The following is a 24718-nucleotide window of genomic DNA, read 5'->3' on the forward strand; positions in this document are numbered from 1 at the left end:
GGCGCGCACCATGGAAAACCAGCTTCTCTCGATCATCACCTTCCTGCCGCTGGTTGCGGCGGCGATCCTGGCGCTCTTCATGCGCGGCGACGACGCGGCGGCGCGCAAAGGGGCGAAGTGGCTTGCGCTCTTCACCACTTCGGCGACCTTTGTCATCTCGCTTTTCGTGCTGTTCCGGTTCGACCCATCGGACACCGGATTCCAGTTCGTCGAAGAGCGGAGCTGGATTCTCGGCCTCAGCTACAAGATGGGCGTCGACGGCATCTCGATCCTGTTCGTGATGCTGACCACCTTCCTCATGCCCCTGACCATCTGGTCCTGCTGGGCGGTGGAGACGCGGGTCAAGGAATACATGATCGCCTTCCTGGTCCTGGAAAGCCTGATGCTGGGCGTGTTCTGTGCCCTCGACCTCGTGCTCTTCTACCTGTTCTTCGAGGCCGGGCTGATCCCGATGTTCCTGATCATCGGCATCTGGGGTGGCAAGGACCGCATCTATGCGGCCTTCAAGTTCTTCCTCTACACCTTCCTCGGCTCGGTCCTGATGCTGGTCGCGATGATCGCGATGTACCTGGATGCAGGAACCACCGATATGGTCAAGCTCCTGGCGCATGACTTCGGGCATGAGACGTTCAGCCTTCTGGGCTTCCAGGTCGTCGGCGGCTTGCAGACCATGCTGTTCCTGGCCTTCTTCGCGTCCTTCGCGGTGAAGATGCCGATGTGGCCGGTCCACACCTGGCTGCCCGACGCCCACGTCCAGGCGCCGACTGCGGGATCGGTGATCCTGGCGGCGGTGCTTCTGAAGATGGGCGGCTATGGCTTCCTGCGCTTCAGCCTGCCGATGTTCCCGGTCGGGTCCGAGGTGATGGGCCCGCTCGTGCTGTGGATGTCGGCCATCGCCATCGTCTACACCTCGCTTGTGGCCCTCGCGCAGACCGACATGAAGAAGCTGATCGCCTATTCCTCGGTCGCGCACATGGGCTACGTCACGATGGGCATCTTCGCGGCGAACCAGCAGGGGGTGGACGGCGCGATCTTCCAGATGCTGAGCCACGGCTTCATCTCGGGCGCGCTCTTCCTCTGCGTCGGCGTGATCTACGACCGGATGCACACGCGGGAAATCGACGCCTATGGCGGCCTCGTGAACCGGATGCCGGCCTATGCGCTGGTCTTCATGTTCTTCACCATGGCCAACGTCGGCCTGCCGGGCACCAGCGGGTTCGTCGGCGAATTCCTGACGCTGATGGGCATCTTCCAGGTCAACACCTGGGTCGCCGCAGTGGCGACCTCGGGCGTGATCCTGTCCGCCGCTTATGCGCTCTGGCTTTACCGCCGGGTCGTGTTCGGCGACCTGATCAAGGAAGCCTTGCGCTCGATCACCGACATGGACCGCCGCGAGAAGGCGATCTTCGCGCCGCTGATCGCGATGACCCTGATCCTGGGCATCTACCCCAGCCTCGTGACCGACATCATCGGGCCCTCCGTCTCGGCCCTTGTCACCGACTACCATGCCGCCCAACCCGCGGACGGACTGGCCCTGAACGAAGGACATGACGAATGACCTCCGCCGATTTCCAGACCCTCCTCCCCGAGATCGTGCTGGCGGTCTATGCCATGCTGGCGCTGATCGCGGCGGTCTATTCCGGCAAGGACAAGCTTGCCGCGATGCTCGTCTGGGCGACGGCGGGGCTGTTCGTGGCGCTGGCGCTCTACATCGGTGCAAGCGGCGAAGGTGAGCGGACCGTCTTCTCGGGCCTCTTCACCGACGATCCCTTCGCGCGCTTCGCCAAGGTGACGATCCTTCTGTCGGCGGCGGCAGTCCTGGTGATGAGCCAGGACTACATGACGCGGCGTGAGCTTCTGCGCTTCGAATACCCGATCCTGATCACGCTGGCCGTGGTGGGGATGATGGTCATGGTCTCGGCCGCCGACCTGATCACGCTTTACATGGGGCTGGAGCTGCAATCGCTGTCGCTCTACGTGGTCGCGGCGATGCGGCGCGACAGTGCCCGATCCTCGGAAGCGGGGCTGAAATACTTCGTCCTCGGCGCCTTGTCCTCTGGCCTCCTGCTCTACGGCGCCTCGCTGACCTACGGCTATGCCGGGACGACCCAGTTCGCAGGCATCCTGACCACGCTCGGCGATAGCGTGCCGCTGGGGCTTCTGTTCGGTTTGGTGTTCATGCTGGCCGGTCTTGCCTTCAAGGTCTCTGCCGCGCCCTTCCATATGTGGACACCGGACGTCTACGAAGGCTCGCCCACCCCGGTCACCGCCTTCTTCGCCACGGCCCCCAAGGTTGCCGCGATGGGCCTGATCGCCCGCCTGGTGCAGGACGCCTTCGGCGGCATTCCGGGGCAATGGGGGCAGGTGCTGGCGGGCCTCGCGGTCGCCTCGATGTTCCTCGGTGCCGTGGCGGCGATCGGCCAGCGCGACATCAAGCGGCTGATGGCCTATTCCTCCATCGCCCATATGGGCTATGCGCTGATCGGGCTTTGCGTCGGCACGGCCTATGGCGTGCAGGCGACGCTGATCTACATGGCGATCTATGTGACGATGAACATCGGCACCTTCGCCTTCATCCTGTCGATGGAGCGTGACGGGCGCCCGGTGTCAGACATCGCTGGCCTGAACCAGTTCGCGAAGAAGGAACCGTGGAAGGCGCTGGCGATGCTGGTGCTCCTCTTCTCGCTGGCCGGTGTGCCGCCGATGGTCGGCTTCTTCGGCAAGTTCTACGTGCTCAAGGCCGCCGTCGATGCGGGCTGGGTCTGGCTGGCCGTCGCGGGCGCGGTGGCCTCGGTCATCGGCGCCTTTTACTACCTGCGCATCGTCTACTTCATGTATTTCGGTGCCGAGCAGGAACCCGTCGACAGCCGCATGGCCCCGGTGCAATGGGCCATGCTCGCCGTGGTTTCCCTGGCCATGGTGCTGGGGGTGGTGAACCTGTTCGGGATCGAACCCGCGGCTGCCGTCGCCGCCGAAGCGCTTGTCCGGTAACGGCGGGGCAGGGCGGATCACCCTGCCCGGGATCGACAGCACCAACGCCGAAGGCTTCCGGCGGGCCGCCGTGCTTGCCGGTCCGATCTGGATCCTCGCCGGGGTCCAGACAGCGGGCAGGGGACGGCGCGCAAGGCCGTGGTCCAGCCCGCAAGGCAACTTCCACGGCACGCTGGTGCTGAAACCCACGGAACCGCCTGAAACCGTCGCGCTCCGCTCCTTCGTCGCCGCGCTGGCCCTTCGCGATGCGCTGGTGCAGGTGACGGGGCTGGCGACCAGCTTTACCCTGAAATGGCCGAACGACGTCCTCTGCAACGGCGGCAAGCTGGCGGGTATCCTGCTGGAATCGCAAGGGTTGAACGGCTCGGACCCGGTTCTCTGTATCGGCATCGGCGTGAACCTGATCGCCGCGCCCGACCCTGCGCAGGTGGAGCCGGGGGCCGTCCCGCCTGTGTCCCTCCTCCAGGAAACCGGCCTGCGCATCACTCCCGAGGCTTTCCTCGACGCCCTCGCCCCCGCTTACGCGGCTTGGGAGGCCACTTTCCAGACCGAAGGCTTCGGCCCGCTCCGCACCGCCTGGCTGGCTCATGCCGCCCGGTTGGGAGAGACGATCCGCGCCCGCACCGGGAACGACAGCCGAGAGGGCGTGTTCGAGGGGATCGACGCCAGTGGCAACCTGATCCTCCGGGCTGTGCAAGGCAGGCTTGCCATCCCCGCCGCCGAGGTGTTCTTTTGACCGACTGCGTCCGGAAGTCTAAAATTTTTCTAGAAAAATTTTAGACTTCCGCGTCCCGTGAAAGGCCATCCCATGCTTCTCGCCATCGACTGCGGCAACACCAACACAGTCTTCTCGATCTGGGACGGCACGACCTTCATCGCCACCTGGCGCATCGCCACCGATCACAAGCGCACGGCGGATGAGTATTTCGTCTGGCTCTCCAGCCTGATGGCCCTGACGAAGACGCAAGCCGAGATCACCGAGGCGATCATCTCCTCGACCGTCCCGCGCGTGGTCTTCAACCTGCGTGTCCTCTGCGACCGCTATTTCAACTGCCGCCCTCTCGTCGTGGGCAAGGCCGACTGCAAGCTGCCCGTCGCCCCTCGCGTCGACCAGGGCACCACCGTCGGCCCCGACCGGCTGGTCAATACCGTGGCGGGCTTCGACCGGCACGGCGGCGATCTGATCGTGGTGGACTTCGGCACCGCCACCACCTTCGACGTGGTGGACACCGACGGCGCCTATATCGGCGGGGTGATCGCGCCAGGGGTGAACCTCTCGCTGGAGGCGCTCCACATGGCCGCCGCCGCCCTGCCTCACGTCGATGTGGCCAGGCCTGCGAAAGCCATCGGCACGAATACGGTGGCCTGCATGCAGTCTGGCGTGTATTGGGGCTACATCGGGCTGGTCGAAGTCATCGTGCGCGAAGTGCGGCGCGAACGGGACCGGACGATGAAAGTGATCGCGACTGGCGGCCTGGCCTCGCTTTTCGCGCAAGGAACAGCGCTGTTCGACAGCATAGAGGACGACCTGACCATGCATGGCCTCGTCCTGATCAACACCTACAACAAGGATACGCCATGAGCGCGAACCGCCTGATCTACCTTCCCCTCGGCGGCGCCGGCGAGATCGGCATGAACTCCTATGTCTACGGCTATGGGCCGAAGGGCAAGGAGCGGCTGATCCTCGTCGATCTGGGGGTGGCTTTCCCGGACATGGACACCTCGCCGGGCGTCGACCTGATCCTGCCCGACATCGGCTGGCTGGCCGACAAGCTCGACCGGCTGGAGGCGATCTTCATCACCCATGCGCATGAAGACCACATCGGTGCGCTGGCGCCGCTCTGGACCCGGCTGGAGAAGAAGGTCTACTGCCGCCGCTTCACCGCCACCATCGGCCGGCTGAAGTTCGAGGAGGCGGGCCTGCCGGTCGATCAGATCGTCACCGTCGAGCCGCGTCCCGCCACCGTGGAGGTCGGCCCGTTCAAGGTGCAGTTCGTCCCCGTCTCGCATTCCATCCCCGAAAGCTCGGCCCTGGTGATCGACACCCCCGCAGGCCGCATCTTCCATTCGGCGGATTTCAAGATCGACCATACGCCCGTGGTGGGCGAGGGCTGGGAGGATGCCAGGATCGCCGAGATCGTGGCGGAACGCCCGGTGAAGGCGATGACCTGCGATTCCACCAACGTCTTCTCCACCCACGAAGGCCGCTCCGAGGCGAGCCTCGCCGAGCCGCTGGCCGAACTGATCCGCAGCCGTACCGGCATGGTGGTGGCGACGACCTTCGGCTCGAACGTCGCGCGGCTGAAGACGCTGGCCGAAGCGGGCCGGGCGGCGGGCCGCACCATCTGCGTCCTGGGCCGGTCGATGAAGCGGATGCTCTCGGCGTCGGAAGAGGCGGCGGTGCTGTCGGGCTTCCCGAAGACGGTGACGCCCGAGGAGGCGCTGGAAGTACCGCGCCGCAACCTGATGCTGCTGGTCACAGGGTCGCAGGGCGAGCGGCGGGCGGCTTCGGCGCAGCTTTCCCGCGGCAAGTATCTGGGGATCGAGATGAAGGAGGGCGATACCTTCCTCTTCTCCTCCAAGACCATCCCCGGCAACGAACGTGATGTGCTGCGGGTCTGGAACGCCTTCTCGGAAATGGGCGTGCAGGTGATCGACGACCAGGGCGGCAAGTATCACGTCTCGGGCCACGCCAATCGCCCGGATCTGGAGCATGTCCACCGCCTCGTCCTGCCCGACATGCTGATCCCGATGCATGGCGAACACCGGCACCTGACCGAGCATGTCCGCATCGCGACCGAGGCCGGGATCGCGGCGGCGGTGGCACCGAACGGGACGATGCTGGACCTGAGCGGCGATGTGCCCGAGGTGGCGGAATACGTGGAAACCGGGCGGCTCTACCTCGACGGCACGGCACTGATCGGCGCGCTGGACGGGGTGGTGCGCGATCGCATCCGCATGGCGCTGAACGGGCTGGTGACGGTCACGGTGATCCTGGACGAGACCGACAGCCCGATGGGCGAGCCCTGGGTGGAACTGATGGGCCTGCCGCCGGTGGGGCGGGGGGAGCGCGCGCTGTCCGAGACGATGGAGTCCGACCTCGACGAGGTCATCGGTCGGCTCGGTCGCAAGGTGATGGCCGACGACGACAAGCTGGAGGAGGAAATCCGCAAGGTCGTCCGCCAGGTCGCGATGGAAGAGATCGGCAAGAAGCCCGAGGTGACGGTGGTGATCAGCCGACTGGTCGCCGAGTAGCCGCTCGTCGCTTGCCTTCGGTCGCTCCTCGCTAACGCAAGCGAAGACCGACCGACGGGAGGGATGAGCCGAAGATCAGATCAGCCTTCTGTGCCGGTGGCGGGCACGGCCTCTTCCACCTCTTCCACTTTCGACGTCTTGATCGCGAAGCTGCGCAGGATGAAGTCGGGCACATGGTCGCCCATGCCGATCACCGAGGGCCCGAGATCACGGTCCCGGCGATAGTCGCGGCGGTCATCCCGACGGTCTTCACGCGGCTCGCGGCGTTCGTCCCGGCGCTCCTCGCGTGGCTCACGACGCTCGCCCCGCTCCTCGCCCCGGCCTTCACGACGACGATCGCCCCGGTCCCCACGCGGCTCGCGGCGTTCTTCCCGGCGCTCCTCGCGGGGCGCCTCCTCTGCCACCTCGGTCTTCGGCGCAACGACCAGCGGCTCCATCGCTGCCACCTCGTCATGCGCCTTCACCGGACGTTCGCGGTCGCGACCACGGCCACCGCGCTCGCGCCCCTTGCGGTCTTCGCGCGGGGCACGGTCGGGACGGCTGTCGGCGGTGGAGGGCTCATAGCCCTCGGGCTGCTCGCCGCGCGGAATTTCTGACTTGATCAGGCTTTCGATGGCCTTGAGGTATTTCTCATCCGAGGGCACCGCGATGGTGAAGGCCTTGCCCAGCCGCCCCGCACGGCCGGTGCGACCGATGCGGTGGACATAATCCTCGGGATGCGAGGGCACGTCGAAGTTGAACACATGGCTCACCGCCGGAATGTCCAGCCCGCGCGCCGCCACGTCCGAGGCGACCAGGAGGTGCAGCGTCCCGTCGCGGAAGGCGTCCAGCGTCTTCATCCGTTCGGACTGCGCCAGGTCGCCGTGGATCGGCGCCGCATTGAAGCCGTGCGATTTCAGCGACTTCGCCACCACGTCCACGTCCATCTTCCGGTTGCAGAAGATGATCGCGTTGGTGCAGGCCTCGCCTTCAGACTTGATCAGCGCCCGCAGCATGGCCCGCTTGTCGCCGAAGCTGCGGTCCTTCCGCGCCGGCTTCACCTCGATCAACGCCTGCGTGATCGTGGTCGAGGTTGTCGCCTGCCGCGCCACCTCGATCTTGGCCGGGTCCTTCAGGAAGGTCTTGGTGATCCGCTCGATTTCCGGTGCCATGGTGGCGGAATAGAACATCGTCTGCCGCTTCGGGGGCGTCAGGGTGAAGATGCGCTCGATGTCCGGGATGAAGCCCATGTCGAGCATCCGGTCGGCCTCGTCCACCACCATGATCTGCACGCCGGTCAAGAGGAGCTTGCCGCGCTCGAAATGGTCGAGCAATCGGCCGGGGGTGGCGATCAGCACGTCGACGCCCCGGTCGATCAGCTTGTCCTGCTCGCCGAAGGCGACCCCGCCGATCAGCAAGGCCTTGGTCAGCTTGGTATGCTTGGCATAGATGTCGAAATTCTCGGCCACCTGCGCGGCCAGTTCCCGCGTCGGCGCGAGGACCAGCGAGCGCGGCATCCGGGCGCGGGCACGGCCCTGGCCCAGAAGCGTGATCATCGGCAGGGTGAAGCTGGCCGTCTTGCCGGTGCCGGTCTGGGCGATCCCGAGCACATCGCGGCCTTGCAGCGCCTCGGGGATGGCCTGGGCCTGGATCGGCGTGGGGGTTTCGTAGCCTGCTTCGGAAACAGCCTGAAGAACGCGCGGGTCCAGCGCGAGATCGGAGAATTTGGTCATAAGCGTCCTGTGAATGCGGTATCGGACCGCATGGATGATGGGACGCAAGTTTCCGGGCGCCCCGGCGTCTCGGCCCGTTTTGGCCGCCGGAGGCGCATAGCGGAATTCGTCCTGCGGGTCAAGTCGGGGGTCGGAGGCATGGACCAGCCGGCCGGTTTGCGATAGGCTGGCGGCATTTCAACTGCCCATTTCAATGACGGATTTTCCCTGATGACCAGCGCCTTGCAAGCGGCAAGCCTTGCACTTGCCCTGTCCTTCCCCGCTTCGGCCAAGGATGAAAACTGCTTCCGGACCGGCTGCCCGACAGCCGTCAGCTTCCAGTCGATTTCCGCTCTGCGCAGCTATGGCCTGCTGATCGCCGCGCCCGACAGCGGCTGCCGTCATGTCCGCTTCCGGGTTCAGGGTGACGATGCGGCCTTCCTCGGTCACACACCGCCCCTTGGTCCCGGCGAGCTGGCGGTCGTCCGCCTCGGTCGCGGCTTTCCAGTGGGCGAGAACTGGCTGACCATCGCCTCGGTCGGCTGCGATGCGCCCCCGGCTGCGACACGGCGCGTGGTTCTGGCCAAGGCGGCACCGGACCATGGTTGGCGCGCGGCGGGAAACTAGGCCGCGTTGCCGTTGTCGTCGGATTCGGTCGCACCCAAAGGTGATGCGGTCTGGATCGCCCGGTCCAGATGGGCCAGGTGCTTCCCGGCCCGCATGATCCCGATCCGGCGGAACAGGGTGCCGGGGTCCTCGTTCAGCCTCTGCAACAGATGGCAGGCGAGCGGCCCGATGACAGGCACCGGTCGCGCCTCGCCCCAGATCTGGGCCAGCAGGTTGATGTCCAGCCCCCCCGAGGCGATGTTGAAATGCGGCATGTCGAGAGGCAGCCGCCGGTGCCGGATGCGGCGCGGCGGGAAGGGCGTCTCGGCGGGCAGGCCGGAGTGCAGCCGCTCGAACTCGTAAAGCTTCATCAGCGAAAACAGGATGTTGATCGACTGTCCGACCCGGCGTTGCGCCTCGGTCTCGCCGTGGTCGGCGAAGGTGATGGCCGAGGAGATCAGCCAGCGCCCGGGCAGCTCCGGCATCAGATCCCGGCCCGCCTCAGCCCAGATGCGGCGGAAGAGGGCAGGGGTATGGGCCGGGAATCGCTGTTTCCTGAGATGCGCGATGAGAATCGCGTTGACCGCCGCCAGTTCCGGCTTGCCCGCCAGTTCGACCCGCATCTGGTGCAGCTTCTTCGCATGCAGGGTCTGCGGGCCGTCCAGCGGCGGGATGTCATCGGGAATCCGCGTCGCCAGAAGGGGCGCAAGGTCAAGATCAGCCGTCGGAAACCAGTCACGCGCGGCCAGCTTCAGCCGCCGTCGCCGTTGCTTCCAGATCCCGACCAGGCTGTCGGGCGCTCCCGGATAGGTTTCGACCGGGCCGTCCTCTGCCGGGTCGTCCTGCGGATCGGGCGGTTCAGTGCTGGCCATGCTCGCGCGCCCCTGTCCCGCTCTGCCGCAGTGACGCTAGGCTGCGCGAGAAGAGGGGTCAAGCCGGGCTCAGGCCATCATCTCCTTGGTCGCCGTCAGCTTCACGCCCGGATAGTCGCGCTCCACGCGGTCGATGTCCCATTGCAGCCGGGTCAGGAACACGAGGTCTCCGTCGCTGTCATGCGCGATATGGCCCTTGTTGACGTTCACAAGCTTCTCGACCTCGGCCTTGTCGCCGGAAATCCAGCGGGCCGAGGTGAAGTTCGACCCCTCGAAGCGCACGGGCAGCGAGTATTCCTGCTCGATCCGCGAAGCGAGCACGTCGAATTGCAGCGCGCCCACCACGCCGACGATATAGCCTGAGCCGATCATCGGCTTGAACACCTTGGCCGCACCCTCCTCGGCGAACTGGGTCAGGGCTTTTTCCAGGTGCTTGGCTTTCATCGGGTCGGTGGCGCGGATGGTCTGGAGAAGCTCGGGCGCAAAGCTCGGGATGCCGGTGAAGCGCAGGGTCTCACCCTCGGTCAGCGCGTCGCCGATGCGCAGCTGGCCGTGGTTCGGAATGCCGATGATGTCGCCCGCCCAGGCCTCTTCTGCAAGCTCGCGGTCGGCGGCAAGGAAGAGGACCGGGTTGGTGATCGCCATCGGCTTCTTCGACCGCACATGATGCAGCTTCATCCCGCGTTCGAAATGTCCGCTGGCGAGGCGGACGAACGCCACCCGGTCGCGGTGCTTGGGGTCCATATTGGCCTGGACCTTGAAGACGAAGCCGGTCACAGCGGGTTCCGAAGGGTCGATCTGGCGCTCGGCGGCCTTCTGTGGCTCGGGTTCCGGCCCGTATTCGCCGATGCCGTCCATCAATTCCTTCACCCCGAAGGAGTTGATCGCCGAGCCGAACCAGATCGGCGTCATGTGGCCTTCGAGGAAGGCCTTGCGGTCGAAGGCGGGGAGGAGTTCCCGCGCCATCTCCAATTCCTCGTGAAACTTCGCCAGCAGGTCCGCCGGGATGTGTTCGGCCAGCTTCGGGTCATCCACCCCGGAAATCTGGATTGATTCCGCCACCTTGTTGCGGTCCGCGCGGTCCATGATCTCCAGCCGGTCGTGCAGCAGGTCATAGGCACCGATGAAATCCCGCCCCATGCCGATGGGCCAGCTTGCGGGCGTCACGTCGATCGCCAGGTTGTGCTGGATCTCGTCGATGATCTCGAACGTGTCGCGGCTTTCACGGTCCATCTTGTTGCAGAAGGTCAGGATCGGCAGGTCGCGCAACCGGCAGACCTCGAACAGCTTGCGCGTCTGGCTTTCCACCCCCTTGGCCCCGTCGATCACCATGATGGCGGCATCGACGGCGGTCAGCGTGCGGTAGGTGTCTTCCGAGAAATCGCTGTGGCCGGGCGTGTCGACCAGGTTGAAGCGATAGTGGCGGAAGTCGAAGCTCATCGCCGAGGCCGAGACGGAAATCCCCCGCTCCTGCTCCAGCTTCATGAAATCCGACCGCGTGCGCCGGGCATCGCCCTTGGCGCGGACCTGGCCCGCCATCTGGATCGCGCCGCCGAACAGCAGGAACTTTTCGGTCAGCGTGGTTTTCCCGGCGTCGGGGTGCGAGATGATCGCAAAGGTCCGGCGGCGGGCGATTTCGGGCGGAAGGGGGGCGCGGTTCGACATGGGGCTCCCTTATCCTGCGGCGGGCCGCGCCGCAACAGATGCACATCTTGCCCTTATGGCCTCGGCTGCTAGGCTTCTGCCAAAGCAGGAGGGAATGCCAATGGATCTGGGGATCGCGGGAAAGCGGGCGCTGGTCTGTGCCTCGTCGAAGGGCTTGGGCCGGGGCTGCGCCGAGGCCTTGGCGGATGCGGGCGTCGATCTGGTGATGAACGCGCGGGGGACCGATGCGCTGGAGGCGGCGGCGCATGACATCCGGTTAAGGTATCAGGTGAATGTCACCACCGTGTCCGCTGATATCACGACGGAATCCGGTCGTGCGGCAGTGCTGGCGCAGGGGCCGTTCGACATCCTGGTGACGAACGCGGGCGGCCCGCCGCCGGGGATGTGGTCGGACTGGAGCCGCGAGGATTTCATCAAGGCGCTGGACGCCAACATGCTGACTCCGATCGCGCTGATGCAGGCCGTCCTGCCGGGAATGATCGCGCAGGGCTGGGGCCGGGTGGTGAACATCACCAGCGTTTCGGTGAAATCGCCGATCGCGGTCCTTGGCCTGTCGAATTCGGCACGCGCGGGTTTGACCGGCTTTGTCGCCGGGACCGCGCGGCAGGTGGCGGGAAAGGGCGTCACGATCAACAACCTGTTGCCCGGCATTCATGCCACTGACCGGGCGATTGCGCTGGATGGGGCGGTGGTGAAGGCGCGGGGGATCAGCATGGAAGAGGCGATTTCCGAACGCGCGGCGACCATCCCGGCGGGCCGCTATGGCACGCCCTCGGAATTTGGCGCCACCTGCGCCTTCCTCTGCTCGCAGCACGCCGGGTTCATTGTCGGGCAGAACGTGCTTCTGGATGGCGGTGCGACGAATACGACCCTGTGAGACGCCTTGCCGGGCCGGGGCACGGCTGCTAGGGAAAACCTGAGCAATTCGCTTGAGTTTCATGCCCGACACGCCTTCCCCACGCCTGGAAACCCGCAATCTTGTCCGTGCCTTCGGCGGGCGGCGGGTGGTGGATGACGTGTCGCTGTCGGTGGCGGCGGGGCAGGTGACCTGCCTTCTGGGCCCGTCGGGCTGCGGCAAGTCCACCACATTGCGGATGATCGCGGGGGTGGAGCGGGCCGACGCCGGAGAGGTACTGCTGGACGGCACGACTGTTGCCGCGCCGGGGGTGCATGCGCCGCCGGAACTGCGCTCGGTCGGGCTGATGTTCCAGGACTTTGCGCTGTTCCCGCATCTGACGGTCGCCGACAACGTGGCGTTCGGGCTGCGCACCGACCGGGCGGAAAAGGCACGCCGGGTGGGCGAACTGCTGGAGAAGGTCGACCTTTCCGGCTTCGGCAGCAAGCACCCGCATGAGCTTTCGGGCGGCGAGCAGCAGCGGGTGGCCCTTGCCCGGGCGCTGGCGCCGAGGCCCCGGGTGATGCTGATGGACGAGCCGTTCTCGGGCCTCGACAACCGGCTGCGCGACGGCATCCGCGACCGCACGCTGGAGCTGCTGAAGGAGGAAGGCACGGCTGTGCTGCTTGTCACCCATGAGCCCGACGAGGCGATGCGGATGGCAGACGAGATCGCGCTGATGCGGCAGGGGCGCATCGTGCAGAAGGGTGCCCCCTACAACGTCTACAACGCGCCAGTCGACAAGGCGGCGGCGGCTTTCTTCAGTGATATCAACGTGATCCGTGGCGTCTCGCGCGGGGCCCTGACCGAAACGCCCTTCGGTGAGTTCCTGACCCCCGGCCACCGGGACGGCGCTGCGGTCGAGATCGTCATCCGCCCTCAGCACCTGCGCATCGACTTCGACCGGGGCGGGCGGGGCCCGAACCCGACACCGGAGGACGGAACCCCTGCCCGCGGCGCGGTCCTGCGCAGCCGCTATCTCGGCCGCGAGAGCCTCGTGGATTTCGCGATGGACTTCGAAGGGGCGAAGCTGACCGCCAGCGTCCCGGGCGTGTTCCTGCCGAAACCTGGCACCGTGCTCTGGCTCATGATCCGGCGCGACCGCTGTTTCGTGTTCGGGGTCTAGCCCTCCGCCTCGATGCCCGACTGCGGCAACAGTGTCGCGACCTTGTAGAGCAGGCTGCGTGCCGCCTTCGCCCGCGGGTTCCCCTCTTGCCCCACATGGCGTAGCCCCTCGACCAGCGCCTCCAGTTCGTCCGGCGTCAGCATGGTCGGCGGCAGCATCAGGGGGGAGCGCAGGATGTAGCCCAGACCGCGCTCGCCCGTCACCGGCAGGCCGCTGGTCGCAAGCATTTCCATGTCGCGCCAGATCGTGCGGGTCGAAACCCCGAGTCGCGTGGCAAGTTCTGCCGCCGTATGCAACCGCCCGTCGCGCAGTTCTTGCACGATGTCATACAGGCGGGCGTCACGTTTCATGCGGATTCCGGGGGTGCGGGGCGGGACTTACTGACAAAATACTGTCAGTTGATTGCGATCTGCAAGCCGGTTCGGGCTTGGAAGGCGGGGCGGGCTGGTCCTAATACGGGGCAGACAGACACTGCCGCCCCCGCGGGGGGCATGAATCGGAGGGTAATCCCATGCTCAACAATATCGGTCTTCCCGGTCTTCTTCTGATCGCCGTCGTGGTCCTCGTGCTTTTCGGCAAGGGCAAGGTGTCCAGCCTGATGGGCGAGGTCGGCAAGGGCATCACCGCCTTCAAGAAGGGCGTGAACGACGGCACCAAGGAACTGGAAGACGCCAAGGCCGCCGAAGCCAAGGACGTGACGCCCGCCGCCGAGAAGGACAAGGCCTGATCCACGGGGCTTTGGGGGACGCAGAATGGATCTCAGCTGGTCCGAACTTCTTGTCGTCGGCATCGTCGCGCTGATCATCATCGGCCCGAAGGACCTGCCCGGCATGTTCCGCGAATTGGGGCGCTTCACGGCGAAGATCCGCGCGATGGGGCGCGAGTTCAGCCGGGCGATGGAGCAGGCAGCGAAGGAATCCGGTGTCAAGGACGTGGCCGACGACCTGCGCAACGTCACCTCGGCCAAGTCGATGGGGTTGGACGCCGTGAAGTCCGCCGCCGACCGGTTCGAGAAGTGGGACCCGCTAAAGAACGCGGCCAAGCCGACGAAACCGCTGACCCCGCCGCCGATGCCGGGCGTCGCCGCCCCGGCCGTCGCGGCCGCCGAGGCGAGCGCGGCCCCGGCGGTTTCGGAAACCATCGCCGCGCCCGCGACCCCTTCGGTGGGACCCGCGACGGCGGCGCTTTACGAAAGGAAGGCGGCGCGCAAGGCGGTGCTCGACGATGCTTCGGCCAAGCTGCGCGCGATTTCCGATCCCGCACCGGCGGGCACCGCATCGGCGCCCGCCGCCAAGGCCCCGGGACGGCGCCGCAAGAAGGCAGACCCCACGAGCGGTGACGCGACATGAACACCAGGGATGACATCGACGACAGCTCGGCCCCGCTGGTCGAACATCTGATCGAACTGCGCAACCGGCTGATCTGGTCGATTGCCGCCTTCGTTGTGGCGATGATCGTGGTATTTCCGTTTGCCAAGACCATTCTCGGCTTCCTCTTGAAGCCGATCGAAGAGGCGATGCGGGATCTGGGCAACCCGAACCCGGTGATGCAGTACACCGCGCCGCAGGAACTTCTGTTCACCTACTTCCACATCTCGGTGGTCGGCGGGCTGGCGCTGGCCTTTCCGGTCATCGCCTACCAGCTGTGGCGATTTGTGGCTCCGGGCCTCTACCGCAGTGAAAAGCAGGCGTTCCTGCCGTTCCTGATCGCCTCTCCCGTCCTGTTCCTGGCCGGGGCGGGCTTCGCGCAATACATCGTCACCCCCCTGGCGATGCGCTTCTTCCTGGGCTTTGCCGACCTGCCCTCGATGGTGTCGGCCGCGCTTTTGCAGCTGCAGGGCCTGCCCGCGGAGACCGCGACCGGATCCGCGACCGGCGATGGGATCGCCATTGTCTTCCAGGGCAAAGTTGACCAGACGCTGGACATCAGCCTGAAGCTGATCATGGCCTTCGGGCTCTGCTTCCAGATGCCGGTCCTTCTGACGCTGATGGGCAAGGCCGGTCTGGCAAGCTCGGCCGGGCTTGCCGGAATGCGCCGCTATGCCATTGTCATCATGATGCTGGTGTCGGCGCTTGTCACCCCGCCCGACGTGATGAGCATGATGATCCTCTTCTCGGCGATCTATCCCCTGTACGAAGTGTCGATCTTCCTGATCCGTCGCATGGAAAAGCGGCGCGAGGCCGAACTGCGCGCCGAGGGCCTGTGGGACGAAGAGGAAGATGCCGCCACGGACCCGGCCGGGACCAAGTCGTGACCGACCCGCTCGACCGCATCGCGGCGGCGCTGGAACGGCTGGCCCCGGCGCCAATGCCAGCGCCTGACTTCGCCGCCGAGGCCTTCGTCTGGCATACCGCGCCCGACCGGCTGGAGCCCGTGGCGCAGGTCGCGCGGGTCGACCTGTCGCTCTTGATCGGCGTCAACCGCTCGCGCGATACGCTCCTAGAGAACACCCGCCATTTCGCCGCCGGGCTGCCCGCCAACAACGCGCTGCTCTGGGGCGCACGGGGGATGGGGAAGTCGTCGCTGGTGAAGGCGGTCCACGCCGCCGTCAGGGCCGAGGGGCATGACCTGAAGATCGTGGAACTCAGCCGCGAGGACCTTCCGTCCGTCCAGCGCCTGCTTCAGCATCTGCGCGCGGCGCCGCATCGCTTCCTCCTCTTCTGCGACGACCTGTCGTTCTCCCACGACGACCAGCACTACAAGAGCCTGAAGGCGGTGCTGGACGGCGGCATCGAAGGGCGGCCGGAAAACGTGCTTTTCTACGCCACCTCGAACCGCCGCCACCTGATGCCGCGCGACATGATCGACAACGAACGGTCCACCGCGATCAACCCGGGCGAAGCGGTGGAGGAAAAGGTCTCGCTCTCCGACCGGTTCGGGCTCTGGCTTGGCTTCCATCCCTGCTCGCAGGACGATTACCTGGAGATGATCCGCGGCTATTGCGCGGCGCATGGCGTCAAGGTCCCCGACGACCGTCTGCAAGCCGAAGCGATCGAATGGCAGGCCACGCGCGGGGCGCGGTCGGGCCGGGTGGCCTGGCAGTTCTTCTGTGACCTTGCGGCCCGCGAAGGGGTGCGCATCCGCGCCTGACATATGATCTTCACTTGCAGCGCGGCGCATCTCGCCTTAGGCGGGAAGCATCATGATCACTGAAATCCTGGTCATCCTGGCCCTGATCGTCCTGAACGGCGTGCTCGCCATGTCCGAGCTGGCCATCGTCAGCGCCCGTCCCGCCCGGCTGAAGCCGCTGGAAGCGAAAAGCCGCGGTGCGCGCATGGCCCTGCGGCTGGCCGAGCATCCGGGGCGGTTCCTGTCGACCGTGCAGATCGGCATCACCGCTGTCGGTGTCCTCTCCGGAGCGCTGTCGGGGGCGACCCTGGGCCTGCGCCTGCAAGGCTGGCTGCAAGCTCAAGGCGTCGATTCCGACTGGGCCTCGACCCTTGGCGTCGGGGGCGTGGTGGTGCTGATCACCTATGTCAGCCTGATCGTGGGCGAGCTGGTGCCGAAGCAGATGGCCTTGCGCAATGCCGAAGGGGTCGCGATCCGCATGGCCCCGGCGATGACCTTCCTGTCGGTGATCGGCGCGCCCCTGGTCTGGTTCCTTGACAAATCCGGCAAGGCGCTCTTGTGGCTCCTCGGCCAGCGCGGCGAAAGCGAAAACCGGGTCACGGAGGAGGAGGTTCACGTGCTCCTTGCCGAAGCCCACGAAGGCGGCGTGCTCGAAACCGAGGAACGCGAGATGATCACCGGCGTGATGCGGCTCTCCGACCGCACCGCGCGTGCCCTGATGACCCCGCGCCACGAGGTCGAGATGCTGCCTCTCGACGCCACCGGCGCCGAGGCGGTGGCCGCGATCCGCAAGGTCGCCCGCCCGAGGATGCCCGTTGCCAATGCCGAGGGCGAGGTGATTGGGATCGTGCTTCTCTCTGACGCTTTCCAGGCGGTCTCCCGCCGCGAGACACTGGACCTGAAGGCGCTGGTCCGCGACGTGCCGGTGGTGTCCGATCAGGCCGAGGCGCTGGATGTCCTTGAAATATTGCAGAAGTCGGAACACCATTTCGCGCTGGTCTATGACGAGTACGGCCATTTTGAGGGCATTCTCACCACTGGCGATGTGCTGGAGGCAATCACCGGCGCGGTCGCCTCCAGCGACACTGACGAACCCGCCATCATCACGCGCGAAGACGGCAGCTACCTCGTCGCGGGCTGGATGCCGGTGGACGAATTCTGCGACCGCCTCGGCCTGCCGCGTGCCATGGCCGGGGAATATGATACCGTCGCGGGCCTTGTGCTGCATCAGCTCGGCCAGATCCCGGACCTGGGTGCGCACTTCACCGCAGAAGGCTACCGCTTCGAGGTGATCGACCTCGACGGTCGCCGCATCGACAAGGTGCTGGTCGCCGAGGTCCCGGACTGATTGCCGGACGGCGCCGCGCTTGGGCTCAGCACGATCTTCCTGCGAAAACTCGATCTCTGCGATCTTGTGCGAGACAGAATCGTGCCCTGCCTGCTATTGCAGATAGCCCACCGGGTCGAAGCTCTGTTTCGAGGTATTCCGCACCTCGAAATGGACGAACGCCGGATCGCCCGCCGCGACCTTGCCGATCTCCTGCCCGCGCTTCACCTTGTCGCCCTTCTTCACCACCATGCCGCTGACCCCGACATAGACCGTCAGCAGATCGCCCGCGTGGCGGATGATCACGATGCCCTTGCCGTTGGTGTCCGACGACAGCACCGTGACCGTCCCCGCATCGGCCGCCTTCACCGGGCTGCCTGCCGCCGCGGCGATGTCGATGCCCTGGTTCTTCTTCGCGTCATAGCCGCGGATGATCTTGCCCGAGGCCGGCATCGCCATCTTCGAGGGCTTGGTCTTCTCCGCCCCCATGTCGGGCGAGGCAGGGGTGCCCTTGGGCTTGGTGCCGCTCGCCTCGGTCTTCTCGTCCGGAAGCGGCTTCTTGGCCGAGGGCGGCTCCGGTGTGGGGCTGCCCGCGCCCGGCGCGGTCGGCACCGGTTCGGGGTCTGGCGCGGCTGCGGTGGCGACGGGGATGATCAGCGTCTGTCCCTCGCGCACCGCCATGTCAGAGCCGAGCTGGTTCCAGTCGGCCAGCGCCTTGGCCGAGACGTTGTAGGTCCGCGCGATGGTGAAGGCGGTCTCACCCCGGGCGACGCGGTGGGTCAAGGGCTGGCCCGACACCGGCTTCGACGCGGCTGGCGAGGTGGCGACGGGCGTCGGCCCCGCCTCATCCAGTGCGGTCGTCGCGATCGAGGTGATGTCCACCGAGCCCCCAGAGACGGTGCCGCCGATCACCGCGGGCTGCGGGGTGGCCGAGACGCGCTTTGGCAGCAGCAGCATTTCGCCTTCGCGCAGCGGGTCGGTCGGCCGCAGCGCATTGGTCCGTGCTAGGTCCTCGGGATTCATGCCCAGTCGGCCCGCCATGCTGGCGACCGTCTCGCCGCGTCGGGCGGTGGCCATCTGATAGTCGGGGTAGGAGATGATGCCATTGCCGTCGGGCGTGGGCGCCGCCGCTGTGGCCTGGCGCGCGGCATCCGACGTGTCGCCGCCGCCGGCGCGCAGGTCCCAGTCCAGGTTGCCGGTGTCCATGCATCCAGCCAGCGCCAAGGCACTTGCGCCAAGCACCAGCGTGGCCCGCAATCTTGATCCCGTTCTTGCCATGTCGTCCCGCCTGATGTTCTGCCTGCCCGGGTTCGGCCCGGTTTATGGGCGCGAATGTTACTCGGAGCCGATCCCTTCGACCAGTGGGACAAAGCGCACTGGGCGAAGTTCTTCGTAGTCGAAACCGCTTTGGGTCCGCGTGACCTTGATCAGCGCCTGCACCGCGTCGGACTGGCCGACCGGCACCACCATGATCCCGCCGGGCTTCAGCTGCTCCAGCAGCGGCCCCGGAGGGTCTTCCGCAGCCGCCGTCACCAGGATGCGGTCGAAGGGCGCCTGGTCCGGCAAGCCGTGCGATCCGTCCGCGGTAATGGCCGTGATGTTCACCAGATCAAGCTGGCGAAACAGTTCGCTCGCCTCGCGCACCAGACGGCGGTAGCGGTCCACCGTGTAGACCCGCCGCGCCAGCTGCGACAGGATCGCCGCCTGGTAGCCCGACCCGGTGCCCACCTCCAGCACCGTGTCGCGCGGGTTCACCTGCAGCGCCTGCGTCATCAGCCCCACGACCGAGGGCTGGCTGATCGTCTGGCCGCAGGCGATGGGCAGCGGCATGTCGTCATAGGCACGGTCGGCGAAGATGCCGCGCACGAAAAGCCCGCGGTCGATCCGCTCCATCGCGGTCAGCACGCGGCTGTCGGTCACGCCGCGCGTGCGGAGGGCAAAGAGAAAGCGCATCTTGCGTTCGGCAAGCAGATCGGAGGTCGGTTCGTCCTCCGGTCCCTGGGTCATGCCAGCCTTGCCTCAAGTTCTGCCAGCAGATCGTGCGCCGTCAGGTCGGCCCGCATCGGCGTGATCGAGATGTAGCCGTCCAGGTTCACTGCTGCGTCGCTGCCAGGCAGGGTCGGTGTGTGCTGGTGGCCGCCCTTGATCCACAGGAACTTGCGGCCCGAGGGCGAGTTGTGCGCGTCAACCGAGAAGGCCGTATCCCGCCGGAACCCCTGCGGGGCGACCATCATTCCCCTGGTCTCGGCCGCCGAAAGCGGCGGGAAGTTCACGTTGTAGAAGGCGCGATAGTCGCCCTCCGCCCAAAGCCCCTTGTCCAGCAGCGCCCGCACGACTGCCGCGCCATGGACCCGCGCGCTGTCGAACGGATCGGCCAGCCGCGCATTGTCCGGCCCGAAGAACTGCGACAGCGCAATCGCGGGTACCCCCTGCAATGCCGCCTCCATCGCCCCGCCGATGGTGCCGGAATACAGCACGTTCTCGGCTGCGTTGTTGCCCCGGTTCACCCCCGACAGCACCAGATCCGGCTTCGCCCCGTCCAGCACGTCATAGATCGCCGCCAGCACGCAATCCGCCGGGCTGCCCTCGGCGGCAAACCGGCGCGGTCCCAACTCGGCGATCATCATCGGATGAGTATAGCTGATGCAATGCCCCACGCCCGACTGCTCGAAGGCCGGGGCCACGGTCCAGACCTCGCCCTCGGGCCCGGCGATCGCCATCGCGATCTCGGTCAGCACCTCAAGCCCCGGCGCGTTGATGCCGTCGTCATTGGTGATCAGGATGCGCATGGCGGGGGTGTCCTTCGGCTTCGACCCTGATTAGACGACCCGCCCGCCCCCTTCAAGTCGCGACGGCAGCCCGGACCGCAAGGAAACGTCCGGCGCGAAAGGAAAAGCTTGCGTTGCGGTGAATTGTACGTTCATATAATAAGAACAGGGGGAAGCATGGCGACCAATCCGTCCGCACGGCCCGAAGCGATACGGGTCGATGATCTGCACAAGCGGTTCGGCCCGCTTCATGTACTCAAGGGAGTTTCGCTGCGCGCCTGCGAAGGCGATGTCGTGGCGGTGATCGGCGGGTCGGGATCGGGCAAGTCGACCATGCTGCGCTGCATCAACTTTCTGGAAGCGCCGACCACGGGCCGGATTTCCATCGCGGGTGAGACGGTGGCGATGCGGCCGGACGGCAGCCCCGCCGACCGCCGCCAGATCGAGCGCGTCCGGCAGTCGCTGGGGATGGTGTTCCAGAACTTCAACCTCTGGACCCATCGCAGCGTACTGGAGAACCTGATCGAGGTGCCTGTGCATGTGCTGAAGCTGCCGAAGGACGAGGCCGTGGCCCGCGCGCGCAGCCTGTTGGCCCGCGTCGGTCTGGCGGAAAAGGAAGCGGCCTATCCGGCCTTCCTGTCCGGCGGCCAGCAGCAGCGTGCCGCCATTGCGCGCGCCCTGTGCATGAACCCCAGGGCGATGCTGTTCGATGAACCCACCTCGGCGCTGGACCCCGAGCTGGTGGGCGAGGTGTTGCAGGTGATCCGCGGCCTCGCCGACGAGGGGCGGACGATGGTGCTGGTCACGCATGAGATGAAATTCGCCCGTGAGGTCGCGAGCCATGTCATCTACCTGCACAACGGCCAGATCGAGGAAGAGGGCCCGCCCGACCAGCTGTTCGGCGCGCCGAAGTCCGAACGCCTGAAGCAATTTCTGAAATCCGTCGCCTGAAAAGACGGAACAACCACCAAGGAGAGTGCCATGAAACTGAAAGCCCTTGCCGCCGCGCTGATGCTGCTGGCCGCGCCGGTCGCCGCCCAGGAGGTCAAGGTCGGCATCGCGTCCGAGCCCTATCCCCCCTTCACCAGCCCCGACGCCAGCGGCAACTGGGTCGGCTGGGAGGTCGACATGATCAACGCCGTCTGCGCTGCGGCCGAGATGAAATGCGTGATCACCCCGGTGGCCTGGGACGGCATCATCCCGGCGCTGACCTCGGGGCAGATCGACGCGATCATGAATTCGATGTCGATCACGGAAGAGCGGCTGAAGACGATCGACTTCTCGGACAAGTATTACAACACGCCCACGGTGATCGCGGCGGCCAAGGGGTCGGGCATCACGCCCACCGCCGAAGGGCTGGCGGGCAAGATCATCGGCGTCCAGGTCGCGACCGTGCATGAGGCCTATGTGAACAAGCACTTCGCGGAGACCGCTGCCGAGGTGAAGGTCTACCAGACCCAGGACGAGGCCAACCAGGACCTCGCCGCCGGCCGGATCGACGCGACGCAGGCGGATTCCATCGCGCTCGACGCCTTCGTCGGTTCCGAGGCCGGGGCGTGCTGCGAGATCGCCGGTGCCGTCGCCGACGACCCGGAGGTGCTTGGCCTCGGCGTCGGCGTCGGATTGCGCAAGGGCGATGACGAGCTGAAGGCCAAGTTCAACGCCGGAATCGCCAAGATCCGCGAGGATGGCACCTACGACACGATCACAGCCAAATACTTCGCCTCGTCGATCTACGGCGAATAAGGGTCTTGGGCATCCTGTCCCTCCGGCGGGCGGGTGCCGCCCACCCCCATCCCCTCTCCACGCGGGTGAGGGGAGCAGCCCGGCGCGACGGTGAGGCCCGTCTCCGGACCGATGCACTATCTCTCCACACAGGGGCAGCGCTGTCACTTGCGGACTGCGGGCAGGTATGGAGCCCGCCCTCCCCCGCGTGGGGAGGGCCGGGGAGGGGGGCGTGGCGGGCCGTATCCGAACTGGGAACGATCCGCCCGCTCGTGCCGCCCCATGCAATCCGGCTCCGGGGGCGCGCATGACCGGCGGGTCGCTTCTCGCTTCCACGCTGGACCTGCTGGCGATCGACCCGCCGGGCTGGGGGGCGGTGCTGCTGCTGGGGCTCTGGCATTCGGTGCTGATCGCCGCCGGGGCCTTCGCGCTGGGCCTCGCCATCGGCATTCTCGGCGCCTATGGCAAGCTTTACGGCGGGCCGGTGGCCAAGGACCTGCTGGCGGTCTACACCACGGTCGTCCGCGCCGTGCCCGAGCTGATCCTGATCCTCATCCTCTACTTCGCCGTCACCGACCTGGTGAACCAGGTCCTGCTCGCCATGGGCCGCGAGAAGATGCAGATCTCCGGCATCGCCGCCGGGATCATCGTGCTTGGCGTGGTGCAGGGCGCCTATGCGACCGAGGTCCTGCGCGGCGCGATCCTGGGCGTGCCCGCGGGCCAGATCGAAGCCGCGCGTGCCATGGGAATGCCGCCTACCTTGCTTGCACGGCGGGTGACGCTGCCGCTGATGCTGTCGCTGGCGCTGCCGGGGCTGGCGAACCTGTGGCTGATCGCGACCAAGGACACCGCCCTTCTGGCCGTGGTGGGCTTTGCCGAACTGACCCAGGCCACGCGGCAGGCGGCCAGCACGACCAAGGCCTTCTTCACCTTCTACGCTGCCGCCGGGGTCCTGTATCTGGCGCTTTCCATCCTCTCGACTCTCGTCTTCGCCTGGCTGGAACGCCGGGCGCGGCGCGGGCAGCGCCCGGTGCAGGGCTGATGCTGCGCGAACTTCTCCTTCCCCGCCGCCTGGTCATGCTGGGTCTCCTTGCGGTGATCATAGCGCTGGTGGTTGCCTATGGTCGCTGGACTTGGCTCGGCGAGCCGAAATACCAGGCGCTGATCCTGCGCGGCATCGGGAACACGCTGATCCTGCTGGTCGTGACGATGGTGCTGGGGATGGCGCTGGCGATTCCGCTCGGCCTCGCCCAGGCCGTCGGGCCCTGGTATCTGGCCGGCCCTGCCCGCGCCTTCTGCGGGGTGATCCGCGGCACGCCGCTCCTCTTGCAACTCTTCCTGCTCTACTACGGTATCGGCAGCCTGTTCCCCGGCATCCCCGGCATCCGGGAAAGCTGGGCCTGGCCGATCCTGCGCGACGCCTGGTACTACGCCATCCTCGGCTTGTCGCTGTCCGTCGCGGGCTACGAGGGCGAGGTTATGCGCGGCGCCTTCAAGGCGGTGCCGCATGGCCAGTTGGAAGCCGCGCGCGCGATGGGGATGCCGCGTTTCACCATCTTCCGCCGCATCTGGCTGCCGCAGGCGCTGCATCGCGTGCTGCCGACGCTGGGGGGCGAGACGGTGCTGCAGCTGAAGGCGACGCCGCTGGTGGCGATGATCACGGTGGTCGATATCTATGCGGTGGCGAGCCGCGTCCGGTCCGAGACGCTGATCACCTACGAACCGCTCCTGCTGCTCGCCGTGGTCTACCTCGGTATCACCGGTCTGATCGTCGCGCTGTTCGGCTGGTTCGAACGCCGCGTGCCGCAGAAAACGGCCTGACAGGCGCGGGCGGCGGGGGTTGACATCCGGTAAACGTTCGCGGTCAACAATTTGAAATAGAAGCAAAAACCTGAAATGCCCACCGTGGACAGTCAGGAATCCCGCTTGGCGATCCAGTCGTGGTCGGGATCATTCTTGAACCGCCACTTCCGGATCGGCCCGGCCATCACGTTCAGATAGTACATCTCATAGCCATAGGGCGCCCCGCACGGATGATGCCCCTTGGGGACCAGCGTGACATCGTGGTTCTTCACCGTCATCGTCTCGTCCAAGGAGCCATCCTCGGTATAGACCCGCTGGATCCCGAACCCCTGCCCGGGATTCAGCCGCATGTAGTAGGTCTCTTCCAGATAGGTCATGTTCGGGAAGTCGTCCTCGTCATGCCGATGGCTGGGGTAGGACGACCAGTTCCCGGCCGGGGTGAACACCTCGGTCACGAGGAGAGAGTCCGCCACATCCAGCGCCTCCATCGCGATGTTGTTGACGTGGCGGGTGTTCGTCCCCTTGCCGCGCGGGGTGAGGATGATCCCATCCGGCCCCAGCCTTTGCGCCGGGTGGCCGCCCTTGCCGGGGGCCTTGCAGACCCCGATGGTGCAGGCGGTGGTGGCGGTGGCCTTCCACTGGCTGCCGTTCGGGACATACAGGCAATGCGGCGGGGTCTTCTCGAAGACGTCCATCCGCTCGCCCATCTCGCCCCAGTCCTGCCCGGCGGCTTCGATGCGGGCCTTGCCCTCGACCAGAACAAGGATCACCTCGGTGTCGCCAGTCGTCTCTTCCGCCACGTCGCCCGGTTCCAGCCGGTAAAGGGTGAAGCCGACATAGCCCCATCCCGCGCTGGCCGGGGTCACCTCATGCACCTTGCCGCGGGTTCCAGTGGGTTTGAGCAGGAGGTCGGGCATGGGCGTGG

Annotated in this window: 25 protein-coding genes; 17 read left to right on the top strand and 8 right to left on the bottom strand. The window is 66.4% G+C overall.

All coding sequences use genetic code 11. The annotated features are described in order from the left end of the window. Positions 1-10: 10 nt before the first annotated feature. From JNJ68_RS11130 to JNJ68_RS11150, 5 genes are all read left to right on the top strand, one after another. Positions 11-1558: an NADH-quinone oxidoreductase subunit M gene (locus tag JNJ68_RS11130; protein WP_294982420.1), complete on the top strand. Its 1548-nt coding sequence runs from the start codon at positions 11-13 to the stop codon at positions 1556-1558. Beyond that, the gene (gene nuoN / locus JNJ68_RS11135; protein ID WP_294982422.1) at positions 1555-2991 is read left to right on the top strand and encodes an NADH-quinone oxidoreductase subunit NuoN; all 1437 of its coding nucleotides are present in this window, start codon (positions 1555-1557) and stop codon (positions 2989-2991) included. The genes JNJ68_RS11130 and nuoN overlap by 4 nt, the downstream gene beginning before the upstream one ends. After that, positions 2981-3727, top strand: coding sequence for a biotin--[acetyl-CoA-carboxylase] ligase (locus JNJ68_RS11140; RefSeq protein WP_294982424.1), 747 nt, complete (start codon positions 2981-2983; stop codon positions 3725-3727). Before nuoN ends, JNJ68_RS11140 begins: the two co-directional genes overlap by 11 nt. A gap of 72 nt (positions 3728-3799) precedes the next feature. Next, positions 3800-4573: a type III pantothenate kinase gene (locus JNJ68_RS11145; protein ID WP_294982485.1), complete on the top strand. Its 774-nt coding sequence runs from the start codon at positions 3800-3802 to the stop codon at positions 4571-4573. Continuing rightward, the gene (locus JNJ68_RS11150; protein WP_294982426.1) at positions 4570-6246 is read left to right on the top strand and encodes a ribonuclease J; all 1677 of its coding nucleotides are present in this window, start codon (positions 4570-4572) and stop codon (positions 6244-6246) included. Before JNJ68_RS11145 ends, JNJ68_RS11150 begins: the two co-directional genes overlap by 4 nt. An 80-nt stretch (positions 6247-6326) precedes the next feature. Here the strand turns inward: JNJ68_RS11150 and JNJ68_RS11155 are convergent, their stop codons facing one another. After that, positions 6327-7958, bottom strand: a complete 1632-nt coding sequence (locus JNJ68_RS11155; protein ID WP_294982427.1) for a DEAD/DEAH box helicase — start codon at positions 7956-7958, stop codon at positions 6327-6329. 210 nt (positions 7959-8168) lie between these two features. On the opposite strand from JNJ68_RS11155, the gene JNJ68_RS11160 reads away from it, so the two are divergent. Next, positions 8169-8564: a hypothetical protein gene (locus JNJ68_RS11160; protein ID WP_294982429.1), complete on the top strand. Its 396-nt coding sequence runs from the start codon at positions 8169-8171 to the stop codon at positions 8562-8564. Here the strand turns inward: JNJ68_RS11160 and JNJ68_RS11165 are convergent. Then, positions 8561-9415, bottom strand: coding sequence for a hypothetical protein (locus JNJ68_RS11165; RefSeq protein WP_294982431.1), 855 nt, complete (start codon positions 9413-9415; stop codon positions 8561-8563). The two genes, JNJ68_RS11160 and JNJ68_RS11165, sit on opposite strands and share 4 nt — an antisense overlap. 69 nt (positions 9416-9484) lie before the next feature. After that, positions 9485-11080, bottom strand: coding sequence for a peptide chain release factor 3 (locus JNJ68_RS11170; protein WP_294982433.1), 1596 nt, complete (start codon positions 11078-11080; stop codon positions 9485-9487). Between the two features lie 100 nt (positions 11081-11180). Here JNJ68_RS11170 and JNJ68_RS11175 point away from each other — a divergent pair, with 100 nt between their 5' ends. Then, entirely contained in the window at positions 11181-11957 is a 777-nt protein-coding gene (locus tag JNJ68_RS11175) for an SDR family oxidoreductase (RefSeq protein ID WP_294982486.1), read from the top strand. A 61-nt stretch (positions 11958-12018) separates the two neighbouring features. Next, positions 12019-13101 carry an ABC transporter ATP-binding protein gene (locus JNJ68_RS11180; protein WP_294982435.1) on the top strand — a complete coding sequence of 361 codons (1083 nt, stop codon included), beginning with the start codon at positions 12019-12021 and terminating at the stop codon, positions 13099-13101. On the opposite strand, the gene JNJ68_RS11185 is transcribed toward JNJ68_RS11180, so the two are convergent. Next, positions 13098-13451, bottom strand: coding sequence for an HTH domain-containing protein (locus JNJ68_RS11185; RefSeq protein WP_294982437.1), 354 nt, complete (start codon positions 13449-13451; stop codon positions 13098-13100). The two genes, JNJ68_RS11180 and JNJ68_RS11185, sit on opposite strands and share 4 nt — an antisense overlap. A gap of 161 nt (positions 13452-13612) precedes the next feature. Here JNJ68_RS11185 and JNJ68_RS11190 point away from each other — a divergent pair, with 161 nt between their 5' ends. The 5 genes from JNJ68_RS11190 to JNJ68_RS11210 are packed head-to-tail and all read left to right on the top strand — an operon-like array spanning position 13613 to position 17518. Continuing rightward, positions 13613-13828: a twin-arginine translocase TatA/TatE family subunit gene (locus JNJ68_RS11190; RefSeq protein ID WP_294982439.1), complete on the top strand. Its 216-nt coding sequence runs from the start codon at positions 13613-13615 to the stop codon at positions 13826-13828. Positions 13829-13853: 25 nt separating this feature from the next. Beyond that, positions 13854-14450, top strand: coding sequence for a Sec-independent protein translocase protein TatB (gene tatB / locus JNJ68_RS11195; RefSeq protein ID WP_294982440.1), 597 nt, complete (start codon positions 13854-13856; stop codon positions 14448-14450). Then, complete coding sequence (locus JNJ68_RS11200) at positions 14447-15355, top strand: twin-arginine translocase subunit TatC (protein WP_294982442.1); 909 nt, start codon at positions 14447-14449, stop codon at positions 15353-15355. Before tatB ends, JNJ68_RS11200 begins: the two co-directional genes overlap by 4 nt. Next, positions 15352-16191, top strand: a complete 840-nt coding sequence (locus JNJ68_RS11205) for an ATP-binding protein (protein ID WP_294982444.1) — start codon at positions 15352-15354, stop codon at positions 16189-16191. The genes JNJ68_RS11200 and JNJ68_RS11205 overlap by 4 nt, the downstream gene beginning before the upstream one ends. A gap of 52 nt (positions 16192-16243) precedes the next feature. Further along, entirely contained in the window at positions 16244-17518 is a 1275-nt protein-coding gene (locus tag JNJ68_RS11210) for a hemolysin family protein (RefSeq protein ID WP_294982446.1), read from the top strand. Positions 17519-17611: 93 nt separating this feature from the next. Here the strand turns inward: JNJ68_RS11210 and JNJ68_RS11215 are convergent, their stop codons facing one another. The 3 genes from JNJ68_RS11215 to surE form a co-directional block, all read right to left on the bottom strand. Beyond that, complete coding sequence (locus JNJ68_RS11215; RefSeq protein WP_294982448.1) at positions 17612-18703, bottom strand: peptidoglycan DD-metalloendopeptidase family protein; 1092 nt, start codon at positions 18701-18703, stop codon at positions 17612-17614. Between the two features lie 129 nt (positions 18704-18832). Then, the gene (locus JNJ68_RS11220; RefSeq protein WP_294982450.1) at positions 18833-19504 is read right to left on the bottom strand and encodes a protein-L-isoaspartate(D-aspartate) O-methyltransferase; all 672 of its coding nucleotides are present in this window, start codon (positions 19502-19504) and stop codon (positions 18833-18835) included. Beyond that, entirely contained in the window at positions 19501-20286 is a 786-nt protein-coding gene (surE, locus tag JNJ68_RS11225) for a 5'/3'-nucleotidase SurE (protein WP_294982451.1), read from the bottom strand. The genes JNJ68_RS11220 and surE overlap by 4 nt, the downstream gene beginning before the upstream one ends. Positions 20287-20442: 156 nt before the next feature. Here surE and JNJ68_RS11230 point away from each other — a divergent pair, with 156 nt between their 5' ends. The 4 genes from JNJ68_RS11230 (at position 20443) to JNJ68_RS11245 (ending at position 23811) form a co-directional block, all read left to right on the top strand. Beyond that, complete coding sequence (locus tag JNJ68_RS11230; protein WP_294982453.1) at positions 20443-21216, top strand: ATP-binding cassette domain-containing protein; 774 nt, start codon at positions 20443-20445, stop codon at positions 21214-21216. A 30-nt stretch (positions 21217-21246) separates the two neighbouring features. Continuing rightward, positions 21247-22011 carry a transporter substrate-binding domain-containing protein gene (locus JNJ68_RS11235; RefSeq protein WP_294982455.1) on the top strand — a complete coding sequence of 255 codons (765 nt, stop codon included), beginning with the start codon at positions 21247-21249 and terminating at the stop codon, positions 22009-22011. A 286-nt stretch (positions 22012-22297) separates the two neighbouring features. Beyond that, on the top strand, positions 22298-23032 hold the full coding sequence (locus tag JNJ68_RS11240; RefSeq protein WP_294982457.1) for an ABC transporter permease subunit: 735 nt from the start codon (positions 22298-22300) through the stop codon (positions 23030-23032). Then, complete coding sequence (locus JNJ68_RS11245; RefSeq protein ID WP_294982458.1) at positions 23032-23811, top strand: ABC transporter permease subunit; 780 nt, start codon at positions 23032-23034, stop codon at positions 23809-23811. Before JNJ68_RS11240 ends, JNJ68_RS11245 begins: the two co-directional genes overlap by 1 nt. Before the next feature lie 92 nt (positions 23812-23903). Here the strand turns inward: JNJ68_RS11245 and iolB are convergent, their stop codons facing one another. Next, positions 23904-24710: a 5-deoxy-glucuronate isomerase gene (gene iolB / locus JNJ68_RS11250; protein ID WP_294982460.1), complete on the bottom strand. Its 807-nt coding sequence runs from the start codon at positions 24708-24710 to the stop codon at positions 23904-23906. Positions 24711-24718 lie beyond the last annotated feature (8 nt).

Source organism: Tabrizicola sp. (assembly GCF_016793705.1).
GTDB lineage: Bacteria > Pseudomonadota > Alphaproteobacteria > Rhodobacterales > Rhodobacteraceae > Tabrizicola.